The sequence below is a fragment of the Micromonospora sp. NRRL B-16802 genome, from assembly GCF_001279555.1.
GTDB classification, from domain to species: domain Bacteria; phylum Actinomycetota; class Actinomycetes; order Mycobacteriales; family Micromonosporaceae; genus Micromonospora; species Micromonospora profundi.
In genome coordinates this window covers 1-17,451 of the sequence record NZ_LGEB01000082.1, presented here as the reverse complement: position 1 = coordinate 17,451, position 17,451 = coordinate 1, and the positions used below count along the sequence as shown (strand labels likewise).

The 17,451-nt window shown below is 70.4% G+C and carries 8 protein-coding genes; 1 reads left to right on the top strand and 7 read right to left on the bottom strand.

The genetic code is table 11. The features are described 5' to 3' along the window. Window positions 1-723: non-reducing end alpha-L-arabinofuranosidase family hydrolase (locus tag ADK66_RS30930; RefSeq protein ID WP_197281618.1), on the bottom strand; the 723-nt coding region annotated here is incomplete at its 3' end. 366 nt (window positions 724-1,089) lie between these two features. Here ADK66_RS30930 and ADK66_RS22875 point away from each other — a divergent pair. Further along, window positions 1,090-2,751, top strand: a complete 1,662-nt coding sequence (locus ADK66_RS22875; RefSeq protein ID WP_053658650.1) for a Na+/H+ antiporter — start codon at window positions 1,090-1,092, stop codon at window positions 2,749-2,751. Window positions 2,752-2,961: 210 nt separating this feature from the next. Here the strand turns inward: ADK66_RS22875 and ADK66_RS22870 are convergent, their stop codons facing one another. From ADK66_RS22870 to ADK66_RS22845, 6 genes are all read right to left on the bottom strand, one after another. After that, window positions 2,962-5,475, bottom strand: coding sequence for a M14 family metallopeptidase (locus ADK66_RS22870; RefSeq protein ID WP_082377614.1), 2,514 nt, complete (start codon window positions 5,473-5,475; stop codon window positions 2,962-2,964). A 368-nt stretch (window positions 5,476-5,843) separates the two neighbouring features. Further along, entirely contained in the window at window positions 5,844-6,593 is a 750-nt protein-coding gene (locus ADK66_RS22865; protein ID WP_231640153.1) for a thioesterase II family protein, read from the bottom strand. A gap of 33 nt (window positions 6,594-6,626) precedes the next feature. Continuing rightward, window positions 6,627-7,562: a TauD/TfdA family dioxygenase gene (locus tag ADK66_RS22860; protein WP_053658642.1), complete on the bottom strand. Its 936-nt coding sequence runs from the start codon at window positions 7,560-7,562 to the stop codon at window positions 6,627-6,629. A gap of 78 nt (window positions 7,563-7,640) precedes the next feature. After that, window positions 7,641-9,053: an MFS transporter gene (locus ADK66_RS22855; RefSeq protein WP_231640152.1), complete on the bottom strand. Its 1,413-nt coding sequence runs from the start codon at window positions 9,051-9,053 to the stop codon at window positions 7,641-7,643. Then, complete coding sequence (locus ADK66_RS22850) at window positions 9,017-10,003, bottom strand: ornithine carbamoyltransferase (RefSeq protein ID WP_053658640.1); 987 nt, start codon at window positions 10,001-10,003, stop codon at window positions 9,017-9,019. The genes ADK66_RS22855 and ADK66_RS22850 overlap by 37 nt, the downstream gene beginning before the upstream one ends. After that, complete coding sequence (locus tag ADK66_RS22845) at window positions 10,003-17,424, bottom strand: non-ribosomal peptide synthetase (protein WP_231640151.1); 7,422 nt, start codon at window positions 17,422-17,424, stop codon at window positions 10,003-10,005. The genes ADK66_RS22850 and ADK66_RS22845 overlap by 1 nt, the downstream gene beginning before the upstream one ends. Between the last annotated feature and the right edge of the window lie 27 nt (window positions 17,425-17,451).

Below are 17,451 nucleotides of genomic sequence, written 5' to 3'. Positions count from 1 at the left end.
GGAGTAGTTCGTGAACAAGCTGAAGTTCATCGAACCCCACCGCGTACCCGTGTCATGCGTGGTCGCATACACCAACTGCCGACCGTTGTACGGCGCCACAGTGAAGTCCTTCAACGACACCCAACCCGACCTCGGCTGCGCCAACACACCAGTCGACGACCACCGGTACGTCGACGGCAGGTTGCAGGGGGTGGGTGGCGGAGTCGTCGGAGGTGGAGTCGTAGGCGGCGGGGTGGTCGCAGGCGGGGTTGTCGGTGGCGGTGACGTCGGCGGCGGAGGCGTCGGGCCCGGAGGGCTCGGCACCGTACCGCCGGTGCACGTCACGCCGTTGAGGGCGAAGCTCGACGGCACCGGGTTGCTGCTCGTCCACGATCCGTTGAAGCCGAACGAGGTCGAGCCGTTGGTGGGGATCGAGCCGTTGTAACTCACGTTCCGCGCGGTCACCGCCGCGCCGCTCTGCGTCAGCGACGTGTTCCACGACTGGGTGACGGTCTGCCCGGCATCGAACGACCAGGTCAACGTCCAACTGCTCACTGGATCACCGAGGTTGGTGATCGTCACGTTGGCACCGAAACCGCCCTGCCACTGGGACGGCACCGCGTAGTCCACCGAACAGCCTGCGGCTGCGGCACCGGCAGGCATCGCCGCGACCACCGTCGCCGACACCAGCAACGCGACGCCAGCCGATGCCAGACCGACATTCGTTGCTCTGGATCTGACCATGAAGCACCCTCCTAACGGGTCGGCGGCCGAGGCATTCGCGAGGATGATTGTTTTGTGAACGTTAACAGCCGCGTCAGGTATGTTACGGGAGCGCTCCCATACACTCAACGCCATCGATAGATGGTTTTCGGGCTTCCGCGCATGGGGCAGCCACCCGGACGGATAGTGGCTCTCCGGCGGGCGTTCGGCTTTGATCAAGCAGGTACGCTCGGCACTGCTGCAGAGCGCACTGCCCGGCGTCAACGGTTGTCATTGGGTGTCGTCACCGGACACGACCAGCCGCTTGGGCCGCGAGCCGGCAGCCGACCGACCGACCCCGCGCCCCGAGCCGCTCCAGAGGGAAGCCACCAGGTGAGCACCCACTCGATGCTGCTGTTCGTGCTCGCCGCCGTCGCGGTCATCGTCGTCGTACGGTGGCTGGCGGCGCGCACAGGTCTGCCGGCGGCGGCGCTCCTGCCGCTCATCGGCATCGCGTACGCACTACTCCCCGGCCCCAACGTCGGCCTGGATCCCGACCTCGTACTCATGGTCGTACTGCCGCCGTTGCTCTACAGTGCCGCGCTGGACTCCTCGCTGCTGGACATCCGCCGCAACCTGCGCATCGTGGTCAGCCTGTCGGTGATGCTGGTGCTCCTCACCGGGCTGCTCGTGGGGCTCGGGTTCCACCTGTTCGTCGCCGGAGCGACACTGGCCGCCGGGATCGCGGTCGGCGCCGCCATCGCACCCCCCGACCCCGTGGCAGCGCTCGCGGTGGGCCGGCGGGTCAACCTACCTCCGAAGATGATCACAATCATCCAGGGCGAAGGGCTGCTCAACGACGCCACCGCCCTGACGATGCTCAGCGTCGCGGTGGCCGCCGCCGTCGGCGGGGAGTTCTCGTTCCCCGAGGCCGTCGGGAAGTTCGTGCTGGCAGCGGCCGGCGGAATGGCTGTCGGAGCGGTCGTCGCCAGGCTGGTCCGGCTGGCCCGACCGATCACCGCGGACCCGTTGCTGTCCAACGCCCTCTCGCTCGCGACACCCTTCGTGGCCTACCTGCTGGGCGAGGCACTGCACGTCTCCGGGGTGCTCGCCGTGGTGGTCGCCGGGCTCATCGTCGGCCACCAGACGCCCCAGTTCGGCTCCGGCGCGGCCCGGTTGCAGACCAACGCGGTCTGGCGGCTTGTCGACTTCCTCCTCGAAGGCTTCGTCTTCCTGCTCATCGGCCAGCAACTCCCCGAGGTCATCAAGGGCCTGCGCGAGTACGACACGTCGACAATCGTCATCGCCGTCGCGGTGTCGGTGGGCGTGGTGCTGCTGCTGCGCCCCGCGTGGCTCGTGTTGACCCAGTCCCTGCCCCGGTCGCTGCACACCCGGCTGGGTGGCATATCCGAGCAGGACGACACCGACGAGCCCGGCAACGCCCGACAGATGGCGCGCGCCGACCGCAACGCCGAACGGCTCAGCCTCCGCGAAGTGGTGGCACTGAGCTGGTCCGGCACGCGCGGCGTCATCAGCCTGGCCGCGATCTTCACCCTGCCGCTGACCACCGACAGCGGCGCAGCTTTCCCCGACCGGAACCTCCTGCTGTTCTGCACCCTCGTGGTGGTCCTCGTGACGCTCGTCGGGCAGGGCCTGACGTTCGCGCCGCTCGTGCGGATGCTCGGCCTGCGCGCCAACGAAACCGACCAGGCCCGGGTACGCAACGAGGCCCGCTCGGCGGCGGTCGAAGCCGCCCTGGCCCGCCTCGACGAGGTCGTCGCCGAGGAACCGGACAGCGCCGAGGCCGTCAACGCCATCCGTACGAAACTGCTCGCCCGGCTGAAGCGCTACCGGGGACGGCTCGACCTGCTCCAGCAGAGCGGATCCGCCGAGATCCCCACCTCACCGGAGTACGAGACGGCGCTTCGCATCCGCCGGACGGCCATCGACGCGCAGCGGGAGGAACTCGTGCGCTGGCGTGACTCCGGCCGACTGCCCGACGAGGGACTCCGCGTCCTGGAACGGGAACTCGACCACGAAGAGCTGCTGCTGCCGAAGCGGGGTTCATGACGCTGAGCGTCTGACGGGCGCGGCGGTCCCTTGCCGGCGGTGAGCACGCCAGCGCGCCGACCCACGTTGCGCGCATCGGCCGCACCTCACCTCGGGAGCTGCACCCCGGAGTGACAGCAGCGGGGACGTCAGCGTCGTGCGGGGCCTGGACGACCATCGCCTCGCCAGTGTGATGGAACCACTGGCGAGGCGATGATCAGCCGATGTGCGCTACTTCTTCTTCGTCTCGATCTTGATCGTCGCGGTGCGGTAGTTGTTGCGCTTGTCGTTCTTCGTCGGGTCGTAGCCCTTCTCGATGTTGCCAGCGCTGTCCACCGAGAACCAGTTGAAGGTCGTCGTCTCGGTCACGTGGAACACCTGCCCCGGCTCACGGAACTCGGTCGCCGCGTAGCGGGGCGACTCGAGCGTGGGCCGGCTGCCGTCCGTCGTGTAGTAGATGGTGGCCGGCTCGTTGGTCTCGAAGTGCACGTTGACAGGCCCCTGGTACTTCCCGTTGCCGGGAACGAGGTCGGACGTCGGCTTCTTCTTGTCCTTGCCCCAGTCCGCCGCGACCCGGAACATCTCCATGATGCCGTTGGCGTACTCCATGGTCTCGGCGTGGCCGCTGACCAGCTCGGGGTTGCCGTCCCACGCCGGCTGGAACGAACCGCCCTGCCAGTTGCCGGTGGCCGGGTTGTAGATGGAGCCACCGACCTCCCAGCCGAAGGCGTAGATCCCGTAGGTGTGGTACAGGTCCTCGCGGACGTTGCCCGCCGAGGAGTAGAGGACGTCGGACGAACCGCCGACGTTCTCCGGCGTCACGACAGTCTCCCGGTGCGCCTTGACCTGCCCCAGGATCCGGGAAGCCGACTGCCAGTAGAACGCCTCGTCACCAAGCGGCGGGCGCGGGGTGGTGATACGCCCGTCGGCGATGTAGGCGCCGGGCTGCCAGAACAGCTGACCACCGTTGGAGTGCACCGACATCATGAACTTGATGTTCTTGTACTTCTCGACCAGCCAGATGATGTTCTTCGACTCGGGCTCGGACAGCTTCTCCGGGCCCTGGTAGGTGCCGCTGGTGCACACCGACGAGCCGCCGGAGTAGCCGTCCTGAGCCGACCCGACCCGGTAGTTCCGGTTCAGGTCGACACCCCAGGAGTTCCGGTTCGCCGGGTCGGCGGCCGAGTCCGCGCAGTGGTTCGTCATGTTCTTACGCTGCGAGGCGAAGTTGTAGAAGCTGTAGTTCGCCCCGTCGGGGTTGTTGGAGAGGATGAAGAAGACGTCGGTGTTGTCGACGATGTTCTTCGTCTCCTTGTCGGTCTTGTAGTTGTGCACCAGCCGCTCGGCGGACTCCAGGCTCGTCGTCGCCGGCACCCACTCGCGGGCGTGGTCCTGCGCCTGGATCAGCACGCCGGGCTTCTTGCCGTCACGGTGCTTGCCGATCCGCAGAACGGGGATGGTGACCGGGCCGCGCGGGACCTCGCCCTCCGGCGCGCCGACGCGCTTCTGGTCGAGGAAGTCGGTCAGGGCGACCGGGCCCTCCGTCGGCGCGACGATGCCGGTGCCCGCGTTGGTGCGGTACGGGTGCGACCGGTCGATGAGGCCCTGGGACTGGGTCCGCAGTGCCTCCGCCACCTGCGTGGCAGTGCTCGACAGCGCACCGGAGGCGTCCTTCGCAAGCAGGACGCGGACCGCCTTGCCAGTGACCTCCACCGCGAGCGGGAGGTTGGCCCCCGACCGGTTCACGAACTCGACGGTGACGTCGTTGCCGCCCTCGTGGCCCCACGCCGCACTGCTGACGACGACAGCCGACTGACCCGTGCCACCGATCGTCGCCTGCGCCTTGCGCTGGTAGCCGTTCGTCTGGTTCGGGAGGTAGACGATCTCGGCGATGCCCGGGTACTGCTGGGCGATCTCCTTGGCGCGGGCGAAGAGCTGCTGCGGGTGCCGGTAGCCGTCCACGAAGTCGGACTTGTAGCCGGGCTTCTCCGTCAGCGGCGACGGGGCGTTCTCCAGCCAGTCGGAGACGACGCCGGTGGTGACACCGCCGGTGGAGCTGGTGACCCGGATCTCGCTCGGACGCGTGTCGAGCTTGAACAGGTTCCGGTGGAACATGTACTGCCCGGAGTCCACGAACCGGCTCATCGTCCGCGCGAACTCGAACGGCGTGCCCTTGCCCGAGTTGTTCTCCAGCTGCATCCCGACAATCGGGTTGGTCTGCTGCCCCTCGGTGGTGCGCGCCTCGACGTACAGGAAGCCCTGGCCCTTTGTGGTGAACCAGTCGGCGCGGGCGATGCGTACCGTCGCCAGCGCCGGGTCGGTCGCCGGCGGGCCGCCGGGCGCCGGCGGCTTCGCCTTGGGGCCGGCGGGGCCCTTGAGGCCGCCGTCGGCCTTTTCGCTCCACTTGAAGCGCGTGTTGTCATCGAGGAGCTGCACGCCCATCGACTTCAGCTTGGTGAGTTCGTCGGCGGTGACCACCACCTCGCCCTCGATGCCGTCCGGCACACGCTTGAGGCCGTGCTCAATATCGAATCCGGCGGCGGCGACCTTGTCCAACATGTCGGCGCCGGCCAGCTTGATGTCTACATGATGTGCCTGCTTGATGTTCTCGAGCAGGGAGTGCCCGGAACCGGCCGAGCCCTTCGGGCCAGTGGGGTCCGCACCAGCGGGCCCGGTCGACACGAGGACGCCCGCCACCAGGGCGGGAACGGCGAGAAGTGCGATGCGTCGTTGTATGCGCCGCATTTGCCCCTCCTTCTACTTGCGACGATATGTGCTCTGCTGGCCGACCCCCGCACGGCCGTTCCTCACCGAGGGCGGCCGTACCGAACTCGCGTGCCGTGTGCCTGGGTACGACGAAGGTGGTGTTGCCGTTGCGGAAGGGGGTGGGGGTCATCAGCGCGCTGAGTTCGGCAGAGCGTACGTGCGATCCGCAGCCTCGCTAGCTGGCATGATCTGAATTTGAGCATTCCTTGAGGCACCGTGCGACGCCCTGGACGCACACCGCAACCGGCGCGCATAGAAACACATCAGCGCAGGTGAGGGCTGACGGAGGGTACGCGAAAGCCTCAAGGGCCGGCCGCTCGACCGTCCCTTGAGGCGTGGTTCGTCGGTCAGCCCAGGCGGGCGGTCACCGCGGCGACCACCTGATCCTGTTCCGGCACGAGATAGAAATGGTCACCGGGGAACGTCGCCATCTCGAAGCCGCCGGTGGTCAACTCCCCCCAGGCGCGCACCGTCGCCGTGGTGCAGGTCGGGTCCTCGGTGCCCAGGTAGGCGACGATCGGGGCCTGGACCTTCGCAGGCTCGCGCGGCAGGTGGCGGTAGAGCATCCGCAGGTCCCCCCGGAGCGAGGGCATGATCAGTTCGCGGAGCTTCGGCGACCGCAACAGCACCGGGTCGACCTCGCCCAGGGCGCCGATCCGGCTGAGCAGGTATTCGTCGTCGGCGAGATCCGGATCGAGCTCGACCCGGCAGATGTGCGGCGCGCCGTGTCCCGAGACGAAGAGGACGCTCGGCGTGAACCCGTACCGGGACTCCAGGAGCAGCGTGACCTCGTACGCCACCGACGCGCCCATGCTGTGGCCGAAGAACGCGACGGGCCGGTCCAGGTACGGCACGAGCACGTCACTGATCCGCTCGGCGAGCACGTCCATCTGGTCCACGCACGGCTCCAGCACCCGGTCCTGCCGACCCGGATAGCAGACGGCCAGCAGATCAGTGGCACCGTCGAGGAGCCCCGCCCAGGGTTGGAACACGTTGGCGTTCCCACCGGCGTGCGGAAAGCAGACCAACCGTAGGTCGGACCGCTCCGCACGGCGGAAGGACCGCAGCCACCGGCCACGCGCCTCGGCACCCGTCATCTCCACGCCTCTCCTCCCGCCGCCGTCGCCCGGTCAGTCCGACATCGCCACCAGGATGCGGCGGCTCCCGGTGTAGGGCCGGCGGCCATGGGCCACCAGCACGTTGTCGATCAGCAGCAGGTCACCGACCCGCCAGTCCACGTTGATCGCCGCGTCCAACCCACGGTCGCGGATCTGGAAGACGTACTCGTCGGGGATCGGGCTGCCGTCGGCGAAGGTCACCGACTGCGGCAGTTCGTCAGGCGTCATCACCTGGGTCATCACCCGGGCGACCTCGTCGTCCAGAGCCGCCGGGTGCCACTGGTCGCTCTGGTTGAACCACACCTCCACGCCGGTCACCGGGTGCCTGGTGGTGGACGGGCGGACCTGGCTCACCCGCAGCCCGTCGGCGGTCCACTTCCACGTCGCCCCGGTGCCGCTCAGGAACTCCTCGACCTCCGCCTGGTCCTCGGTCTCGAAGGTCTGCTGCCAGCTCTTGCCCAGCCCCAGGCCGTCGTGGAGGTTCTGCTGGTAGCACACCCCGCCCGCGAAGGCCGCGCGAACCTCCGGGTCGAGGGACTCCAGCCAGAGGTTGGCGTCGACCACCGGGGTGGCACCGCCGGTCGGCGCGGCGACCTGGCAGTAGAACAGCAGGCGGGCCGGCCAGTGCGCCGCGTACGACAGCTCGTTGTGCATGGAGATGGTGTACTGCGCCGGATACTCCGTCGAGGTGTAGACGTTGCGGCCGACCTTGGTGCGTGGCGAGTTGCCGTGCACGTAGGCGAGCCGGTTCGGCAGCACCATGTCCATCACCTGCTCCAGCGCGCCCGGCTCGACGCCGAAGCCCCGGAACACAAGCGCCTTCTCGGCGGTGAGCAGCGCCGTCAGGTCCAGCTCCCGAAGATGGCCGATCAGCCCGTCAACGGTGGCTGCGCATCCGGCGCTGCGGGGCGTGATCTCGTGCGGCTGCCACGTGCCGTTCTCGCTCATCGGTCGGTCTCCTCCACGCCAGGGTCGGTCCACTGCCGGCAGCCTCACGTGGGCAGCCATATTTCCTCGATATCGGGCTCAGTCACGCGGGTCGCGGCCGGCCGCCGTCGCTGCCAGCTCGGCGTCCGCCCGCTCGGCTGCCGCTCGCTCCGCGGCGGCCCGCTCGGCTGCCACCTGCTCCGCCGCCGCCCGCTCGGCGTCCGCCTCGGCCCGTTCCGCCTGCGCGGCGGTACGGGTGCCGAAGGCCAGCACCGCGAATGCCGCGATCACCACCATCGTCGCGCCCACGACTGCCAACGCCACCTCGATGCGTACGGCGTCCAGCAGGAAGCCCGCGAGCAGTGCGCCTATCGAGTTGGCACCGGAGGAGAGCAGCGTGAAGATTGAGCCGGCGCGGCCCCGCAGCTCGTCGGGTGTCGTCCTGAGCAGGTACAGCACGCCTGCCACGTTGCCGATCCCGGCGCCGTAGTTGATCAGCGCCAGGAGCACGCTTACCGCCACCAGGCCGGGCGCCACCACCAGCAGCGGCATCAGCACCGCCCACGCCAGGTGGATGCCGATCATCATTCGGCGGATGCCCCACCGGCGCAGGAAGGCGTTGCTCGTCATCGCGCCAGCCATGCCGAAGACGCTGTTGACCGCCAGCAGGACCCCGACCGTCGCGGGCGTGCCGTCCCGGTCCTTGACCAGCACCACAAGCCCGAGGCTGAGGATCTGGAAGAGGATGTTGCTGGCCGCGAAGAGACACAGCGCCCGACGCAGGTAGAGCTTGCCCCAGATGAAGGCGACACCTTCCCTGATCTGGGCGATCAGGCCGCTCCCCTCGCCATCCGACGACCGAGGTGCCTGCAGGTCCCGCCGGACGAACAGCAGTGTCACGAGCGACATCAGGTGCACGACGGTGGCGAACAGGAACGGCGCGAACCGGGCCACGGAGTAGAGCACGGTGCCGGTCGGCTGGCCGAGGATGCTCGCGGCGTTCGCCCGCGACTCGTTCGCCGCCAACGCCCCGCCCAGTTGGTCGCGGGGCACCACGGCGCACACCGCGGCCCGTTCCGCGAGCGTGTAGCAGATGCCGAGGGTGGCCTCCACGAACGCGACCACCATCAGGTGCGGCAGCCACACCGCGTCGAGCAGCACCACGGCTCCCACGCTGCCGACCCCGAGAATCCGGCCGGCGGTGCAGACCAGCATCGTCGTACGCCGGTTCCACCTGTCGACAAGCGCGCCGGCCGGCAGTTGGGCGACAAGGTTCGGCAGCAACGCGGCGAAGGTGACGAGGCTGGCCGCAGTGGCCGACCCCGTCGACCAGTAGACCAGCAGGGTGTAGCCGATGGAGGCGGCCCGGGCACCGAGCGCGGAGAGCCCCGAGCCGGTCCAGAGCAGCAGGAAGTCCCGGTTGCGGGTGAGCTTCGCCGCGCGACGGGCGGGTGCGCCCGGCGGCTCGGTGACAGTCACAGCGTCGTCCCGCCCGAGGGCGAGCGGCACCACTCGAGCACCGCCATGGCGCTGTAGAGCTTGTTCTCCGCCTGGCCGAACGCGATGCTCGCCGGCCCGTCGAGGACCTCGGAGGTCACCTCCTCGCCGCGATGGGCCGGCAGGTCGTGCAGGAAGACGGCGTTCGGGCTGCGCCGCCAGAGCTCCTGCTCGACACGGAACGGGGCGAAGACCTGACGCCAGTTCGGGTCCGGCTTCACAGTGCCGGTGGTCTGCCAGCGGGTGGTGTAGATCGCGTCGAGATCACCCGGCAGGTCGGCCATGTGGCACCGCTCGACGATGCTCGCCCCACTGATCGCGGCCTGCCGGGTGGCGTCGGCAAGGACCTTGGCGGGCAGGCCGTAGCCGGGCGGGGTGCGCAGTTCCAGTTCCACGCCCGGAAACCGGGTGAGGGCCAGGGCGAGCGCGGTGGCCGTGTTGTTGGCCTCCCCCAGGTAGAGCAGGCGCAGTCCTTCGATCCGGCCGAACTGCCGCAGCAGCGTGGTCAGGTCCGTCAGCGCCTGGGTGGGGTGCTCCTCGGCGCTCATCGCGTTGACCACCGACATGCGACTCTGGGCAGCCCAGGCCCGCAACTCGGCCGGGTCGCCGGCCGTACGGGCGACAAGCACGTCGAGCATGCCGGACAGCACCCGGCCGGTGTCCTCGCTGGTCTCCCCCGTGTTGGTCTGGAGGTCCTGCGGGCCGTACTGGATCACGCCGGCGCCGAGCCGCAGCGCGGCGCTGGTGAAGGCGGTCCGGGTACGCGTCGAGGTCTTGAGGAAGTAGACCCCGGCCACCTGCCCGGCGAGCGGGCTGCCGCACTCCCCGGCGGCGAACGCGGCGCCCCGGGCGACGATCGAGTACAGGTCCTGTTCGGTCAGGTCGCGGATCGACACCAGGTGCCGTACCTGACGGGTGGTGGGGTCGATGGCCGTCGCGGAGATCGCCGGCACGGTCGTCGTCATCACATGTCCTCCGTCCGTGCGGTGTTCGACATCAGCAGCGACATGACCTCGTCGCCTGCCTCGCCGTTTGTCAGCAGCACCAGTCCGGTCCCGTCCGGAACCCGACCGGTGGTGAGTGCCCGGTAGCCGGCGGTGCGGCCCCGGTGGGTGAACTCCACGTGCGTCTCAGCGCCATCCTCAATGCGGTCCACCATGAGGCCGAGCCCGAAGACGCCGCCCGGCCCGGTGGTCAGTTGCGCCAGCACCGACTCCCGGCTGAGCACTGCCGGGTCACCCCGGTACGCGGTCTGGATCTCCCTGGTCAGCGCGGCCAGGTCGGTGGCGGTGGTCCAGAGACCGGCCGCCGCCAGGTCCGCGCGTACCTCCCAGCCGTGCGGGTGCGGCTCGCCCCGCTCGTCGTGCCCGGCGGCCACCGGCCGGCCGGACGTCTCCGGGAAGCTCTGGTCGAAGCTGCTGCCTGTCATTCCCAGCGGCGCGAAGACCAGCTCAGCCATCAGCTCGGCGAAGGGTGTCGCCGTGACGTCCTCCATGAGCTGCTGGACCACCACGAAATGGCTGTTGCGCTCCACAGCCACCGGATCGGGCGCGTCGAGCGCGCGTACCGGGTCGGTGGGCACTCCACGGCCCAGCAGCAGGTCCGACAGCGGCGGCACCGGGCCGCCGCGCGGGTGGCCGGCGCTGCCCGTCGACGTCAGCCCGGCGACGTGGCTGAGCAGTTGCCGCAGGCTCACCGGCCGGTCGGTGGGCAACTGCCAAGCCTTGAGGTACGCGTTGACGTCCGAGTCGAGCTGGAGGGCTCCCCTGTCGACAAGAGCCAGCGCCCCCACCGCCGCGACCAGCTTGCTGACCGAGCCCACCTGGAAGATGGTCGCCGGAGTCACCAGGGCGTCACCGCCCGAGACGAGCTGTCCGACAGCGTGGACCTCCACCACCTCGCCGTCGGCAAGCACTGCCAGCGACGCGCCGGGCACTCGCGCCTCGGCGAGCAGTGGAGCGATCTGCGGCAACGGGGCGATCCGGGGCAGCGCCACGGCTCGTGCCGCATCGGCCCGCGATGGCGGATCGGCAGGGGTGAGGGTGGCGGCGAGATCGGCCAGCGGCCGGTCCAGCATGGCCTGTTGCAGCGTGAGCGGGAGGCCAGCCTGCCGGGCCGCGGTGACCACTGGCACCACGAGCAGGGAATGCCCGCCGAGGGCGAAGAACCGGTCCTGACGACCGATCCGAGGCACGTCCAGCACCTCGGCCCAGATCCCGGCGAGGATGGTCTCGGCCGCACCCTGCGGCGGAACGATCTCCGTCTCCGCCCGCACCGGCGCCGCCGGCAACGCCCGCAGGTCCACCTTGCCGTTCGGATTGAGCGCGATGGCGTCGACCGGCACGAAGGCCGACGGAACCAGGGCCGCGGGCAGCCGCCGGGCACAGTGCCCGGCCAGGTCGTCGGCACCACCCACGTGGTACGCGATGAGCTGGTTGCCCCCGCCCGGCGCCGGACGGGCCACCACCGCCGCGTCGCGTACGGCGGGATGTTCGAGGAGCACCGCACGGACCTCGCCAGGCTCCACCCGGTGCCCGCGGATCTTCACCTGGTCGTCGACCCGGCCCAGCAGGTCGAGCTGCCCGTCCGGCAACCACCTGCCACGGTCACCGGTGCGGTACAACCGGGAACCCGCAGGCCCGTACGGGTCGGGCACGAACCGGGTGGCGGTGTACCCGGGCCGTCCCGCGTACCCCCGGGCCAGTTGCGGCCCGCCCAGATAGACCTCGCCGACAGCGCCCACCGGCACCGGGTTCAGCCGGGCGTCCAGCACGTAGGTACGCATCCGGCCCAGCGGCCTACCGATCGGCGCGACATGGCCGGTGAGCGCGCCGGTCACCGGGTATCGGCTGACCGCGACGGTCGCCTCGGTGGGTCCGTACTCGTTGAGCAGCACGGTCCGTGGTGCGAGTTCCTGCCACCGCGCGCAGGTCCGTGCGGTGAGCGCCTCGCCGCCCAGCACCAGCACCGGCGTCAGTGCGGCTGCCTGCTCGCTGGACAACTGCCCGGCGAGCAGGTCCAGGTGACTCGGGGTCAGCTTGACGAAGCTGAACGGTCCCGCCGCTGCCAGCCGCGGGCCGAGTTCGTCGAGCCCCGCGTCGGCGGGCAACAGCCACAGCCGCTGCCCGGCGACAAGCGGCGCCCAGATGGTGGTCACCACCATGTCGAAGGCCACCGAGGAGAACAGCGCCGCGCCACCGGACCGATCGGCCACGAGCTCGTGCACCGCCCAGTTCAGGTAGTCGGCCAGGCTGCCGTGGCTGACCTGCACGCCGTTGGGCTGTCCCGTCGAGCCCGACGTGAAGATCACGTACGCGAGCTGGTCGCTGTCGGTACGGCCGGGAGGCTGCTCGTCCGGGTGGGCCGCTATCCGTTCCGCGTCGACGTCCAGCAGCACCTGCTCGACGCCGGTGAACCGGTCCGCGTAGGCGGTACTGGTGACAACGACTGTGGCTCCGGCCTGGGTGAGCATCGACGCGATCCGCGCCGCCGGGTACGACGGGTCGATCGGCAGGTACGCCCCACCCGCCCGCCAGATGCCCAGCAGGGTGGTGACGAGGTCCGTACCCCTGTCGAGCAGCACCCCCACCACCCGCTCCGGCCCGACGCCCCGCTCCCGCAGGTGCCAGCCGAGCCGGTTCGCCGCCGCGTCGAGGCCGGCGTAGCTCAGCTCGCCGACCGCCTCCGCGTCGCCCGCGATGGCGGCAGTGTCCCGCACCAGGTCGGGCACCATGCCGGGCTCCGGCAGGATCTCGTCGGCCGACTCCGCCCAGCCGACGAGCACGTTGTGCCGTTCCGCGTCGGGCAGCAGGACCGCACGGGCGTCGCCGTCCGGGTCCGCCACCATCGCGTCGAGCACGAGCCGGTACATCGCGGCCAACCGTTCGACATCGGCGCGCTCCAGGTGGTCGCTGTCGCTGCTCAGCTCTAGGTGCCCGGCGACCGCAGAGACTGCCAGGGCGAACTCCGAGCTGGCGGCGGCGTACCGGGGGCCGGACTCGACGTGCTCACCGACCACCTCGTCGAAGTCGAGGTAGCTGAAGTAGACGTCGAGCAGTCGGGTGCCGGAACCCGCCGGTCGGATCGCCGGCGCGGGATAGCGCCGGTGCGGCCACATCTCGACCTCCGTGGCGTGCACCCGGCGGACCAGTTCGGTCCAGGTGGCGCAGTCGCGCTCGTACGGGAAGGGCAGCGTGTTCAGCGACATGGCGTACACCCGCTCGCTGCCCTGCATGTCCGGCCGGGTGTGGCAGACCAGGCCGCTGTAGAACCGGGGCTCGTCGGTGAGCTGGCCGAGCACCGTGAGGTGCGCGGCGTGCAGCACCGCCTTGAGCGAGACCCGCGCGGCGGAGGCCAGCGCGCGAAGCTGCGGCTCCAGATCGCGGAACGGCACCCGGGCGGTGTGGGCGGTACGCGCCTGCGGCGGCGACGTGGGCTGCCAGCCGGTGGGGAATGTGAACTTCGCACACCGGTCCATCAGGTCCTGCCAGTACCGGCGGTCCGCCGGAGATTCCAGGGCGCGGCGTTCCCCGGCGATGAAGTCGGCGAACCGCACCTCCGGCAGCGGTTCCGGCTCCACCTGCGCGCCGCCACGCATCGCGCGGTAGCGGTCGAGGATCTCAGCGACAAGCGCGTGCAGGCTCCAGCCTTCGACGACCACGTGGCAGATGGTCAGCACCAGCCGCCAACTCTGGTCGGTCTCCTGGCAGACGGCGAACCGGAGCAGCGGTGCCCGCTCGACGTCGAACGGTGACCCGTACTCCGCGGCGACCAGGCGACGAAGCTCGGCCTGCCGGTCGCCCTCGGACAGCTCTCGCAGGTCGTGCGGTACGACCGGCACCCGCACCTCGGAATGCACAAGCTGCATCGGCACCGAATAGCCGGTCGGGTCCACGGAGGAGCGCAGCACGTCGTGCCTGTTGACCACGGAGTGCACTGCCTCGCGAAGCGTCGGCAGGTCCAGCGGGTCGTCCTCGCGGACGAGGAAGGAGGTCACGTTGTGGTAGTGGTTCCAGCCGTTGTCGGCAAGCATCTCCAGCAACATGCCGAGCTGCACCTGCGACAGCGGGTACGCGTCGGTGAGGCCGTCCGGCAGCAGGGCCCGGTCCGGCGCGGACACCAGCTCGAACGGCTCCACCGGGCGGTCGACGTACACCGGCCCGGTGCGGTCGACAAGCGCGGCGCAGAGCCGGGCGACGGTCTGCAGGTCCATCACGTCAGCGACCGAGACGTCGAGCCCTGCCGTCCGCAGCGTGCTGGCCAGCACCAGCGCCTTGATCGAGTGGCCACCCAGCTCGAAGAAGCCGTCCTCCACGCCCACCGCCGGCAGGCCCAGCACCTGTGCCCAGATCCCGGCGACCCGTTCCTCCAACTCGGTACGCGGACCGACGATGGCCCGCCCGTCGCCGGGATCGCCGTCCCGCGGTGCGGGCAGCGCGCGCCTGTCGAGCTTGCCGCTGTTGTTGCGGGGCAACTGGTCCAGCGTCACGAACGCCGCCGGGATCATGTAGTCCGGCAGCGTGCGGGCCAGCGCCGCGCGCAGCTCGCCGGTGCTCGGCCGCTGCCCGGAGGCGGCGGCCAGGTATCCGACCAGCCGTGGATCGCCTGCGGTGTCCTCGCGAAGGACGACTGCCGCCTCGGTGACCTCCGGCAGCGCGGCCAGCGCCGACTCCACCTCGCCCAACTCGATCCGGTAGCCACGCAGCTTGACCTGGTCGTCGAGCCGACCGAGGAACTCCACGCTGCCGTCGGGCAGGCGGATCCCCAGGTCGCCGGTGCGGTACATCCGGTTGCCGGCGGGGCCGTAGGGGTCGGGCACGAACCGCTGGGCGGTGAGCGCCGGCTGGTTCAGGTAACCCCGGGCCACACCGTGCCCGGCCAGGTGGATCTCGCCGGGCACACCGAGCGGCGTCGGGTGCCCCTGCTGGTCGAGCACGTACATGCGCAGGCCGGCAAGCGGGCGCCCGATCCGGCTGCCCACCCCGGCGGCGAGGTCGGCGCGGGTGATCCGGTGATAGGTGGAGTAGACGGTGGTCTCGGTGATCCCGTACATGTTGACAAGGGCGATCCGGGCCAGCCCGAGCCTGTCGACCCACGGGCTGAGCTCGGCGAAGTCGAGCCGCTCGCCGGCCAGGACCACCGCGCGAAGCGCCAGTCGCCGTAGCCGCTTGTCACCGTCGGCGGCCAGCCGGACCAGACCGCGGAAGGCCGTGGGGGTCTGGGCCAACAGGGTCACCTCCTGCTCGATCAGCAGGTCGAGCAGGTCGTCGGGCACCCGGGCCACCTCCGGTGGCACCACCACCAGTCGGCTGCCGTGCAGCAGCGCGCCCCACAACTCCCACACCGAGACGTCGAAGGCGTACGAGTGGAACAGCGCCACCACGTCGGTCTCGTCGGTGGCGTAGTGCTCCTGCGCGCTGTCGAGCAGCCGCAGCACGTTGGCGTGGCTGACGCAGACACCCTTCGGGCGGCCCGTCGAGCCGGAGGTGTAGATGACGTAGAGCGGGTCGTCGGCGTCGTTCACCGGGGCCCTGTCGGTCTGCGGGTGGCCGGTCAGATCGGTGCGGTCGAGCAGCACCAGGTTCCCGTCGTAGCCGGCCAGTGCGTCGACGTGGGCACCAGTGGCGACCACCGTCCCGGCGCCCGCGTCGGCGAGCAGGTACGCGATGCGCTCGGCCGGTTGGGTCGGGTCCAGCGGCAGGTAGGCGGCACCGGCCTTGATCACGCCGAGCAGGGCGGGCACCAGGTCGGCGCCCCGGTCCAGGCAGACACCGACCACCGCGCCCCTGCCCGCACCGGCGGCCCGCAGGTGCCCGGCGAGCCGGTTGGCCTGTGCGTTCACCTGCGCGTACGTCAGTCGGGTCGGCCCGGCGACCACCGCGACCGCGTCGGGTGCGGCTGCCGCGCGGGCCTCGAACAGCTCGACCACAGTGCCGGTCACCGGCTCCTCGACGCCGGTGTCGACAACGCCGAGCAGCCGCTCCCGCTCACCACCGGGCAGGTGGACCGCCTGGGCGTCGCCGTCCGGGTCGGCGACCATCGACGCCAGGACGGCCCGGTACATGCCAGCCAGCCGCTCCAGGTTGGCCCGGGAGAGCACGTCGGTGCGGCTGGAGATCTGGTAGTTGCCCCGGTGCGCGAAGACCGACAGCTCGAACTCGGTCGCGCCGTCGCCGGCGCTGCCGACGACGACCGGCTCGGTGCCCGTCGTGGTCGCTCGCTGCCCGGCGCGGGAGAAGTCCTGGTAGTTGAAGAGGACCCGCAGCAGCCGCTGGCCGCTGCCGCGCTGGATCTCCGCCAGCGGGAACCGCCGGTGCGGCCAGAGGTCGACCTCACGATCGAAGACGTCTGTCACCAGGTCGCGCCACGTCCGGGCGCTGCGCTCGTAGCCGAACGGCACCGTGTTGAGATACATGCCCTGCACGCGGTCGGCGCCCAGCACCTCGGGTCTGGCGTCGCAGACCAGCCCGGCGTGGAAGCGCTGTTCGGTGCTGAGTTGGCTGAGTACCTTCAGGTGCGCCGCGTGCAGCACCGCCTTGACCGAGACGCCGGACTCGGTGGCGAACCGCGCCACAGCCTCGTCCAGGTCCGCGATGTCGACGGTTGTCGAGATGGCAGTCGGGTCGCCGGGCTCGCCCCAGCCTGCGGGCAGGACGAACGGGCTGCTCCCGTCGACCACCGCGCGCCAGTAGTCCCGGTCCTCGTCGGACGCCAGCGCGGACAGTTCGGCGGCGATGAAGTCGGCGTACCGCACGGCCGGCTGTTCGGTCTCGGTCGGGCTCCGCCCGTCGGCGAGGTCGGCGTAGACGGCAAGCAGTTCGGCGAGCAGCTGGGCGTTGCTCCAGCCCTCGGTGACCGCGTGGCAGATGGTGAAGCTCAGCCACCAGCTCTCGTCGCTGTCCTGGTGCGCGGCGATGCGCAGCAGTGGTGCGACAGCCAGGTCGAAGGGGGTGGCCCGCTCGGCCGCGACGAACTCCTGGAAGAGTCGCTCCTGCTCGTCGGCGGGCACGTCCCGGCCATCCACCACTGTCACCTGTGGGGTCACCTCGGCGTGGACGAGCTGCATGGGCACCGAGTAGCTGGTCAGGTCGAACGAGGTGCGCAGGATCTCGTGCCGGGCGACGACAGTCGCGACGGCGGCCCGCAGCGCGTCGGCCGAGAACGGCCGCCCGTCGCGGACCTGGTGGGCGATGACGCTGTGGTAGGCCGCCCGGTCTCCGCTGGTGGCCAGCTCGACGAGCATGCCGAGCTGGGTCTGCGCGGCGGGGTAGGCGTCGGTGAGGCCGTTCGGCAGGGCAGCCCGGTCGGAATCCGACAGCAGCGCGAAGGGCGCCACCGGCTCCCACTCGTCAACGCCCTCACCCAAACTGGCAGCCAGCCCGCGCACCGTCCGGTAAGCAAAAACATCCCGCAC

Coding starts and splice junctions, on each gene's coding strand:
- ADK66_RS22875 (WP_053658650.1), top strand. CDS start 1,090: ATGCTGCTGTTCGTGCTCGCCGCCGTCGCGGTCATCGTCGTCGTACGG.
- ADK66_RS22870 (WP_082377614.1), bottom strand. CDS start 5,475: ATGCGGCGCATACAACGACGCATCGCACTTCTCGCCGTTCCCGCCCTG.
- ADK66_RS22865 (WP_231640153.1), bottom strand. CDS start 6,593: ATGACGGGTGCCGAGGCGCGTGGCCGGTGGCTGCGGTCCTTCCGCCGT.
- ADK66_RS22860 (WP_053658642.1), bottom strand. CDS start 7,562: ATGAGCGAGAACGGCACGTGGCAGCCGCACGAGATCACGCCCCGCAGC.
- ADK66_RS22850 (WP_053658640.1), bottom strand. CDS start 10,003: ATGACGACGACCGTGCCGGCGATCTCCGCGACGGCCATCGACCCCACC.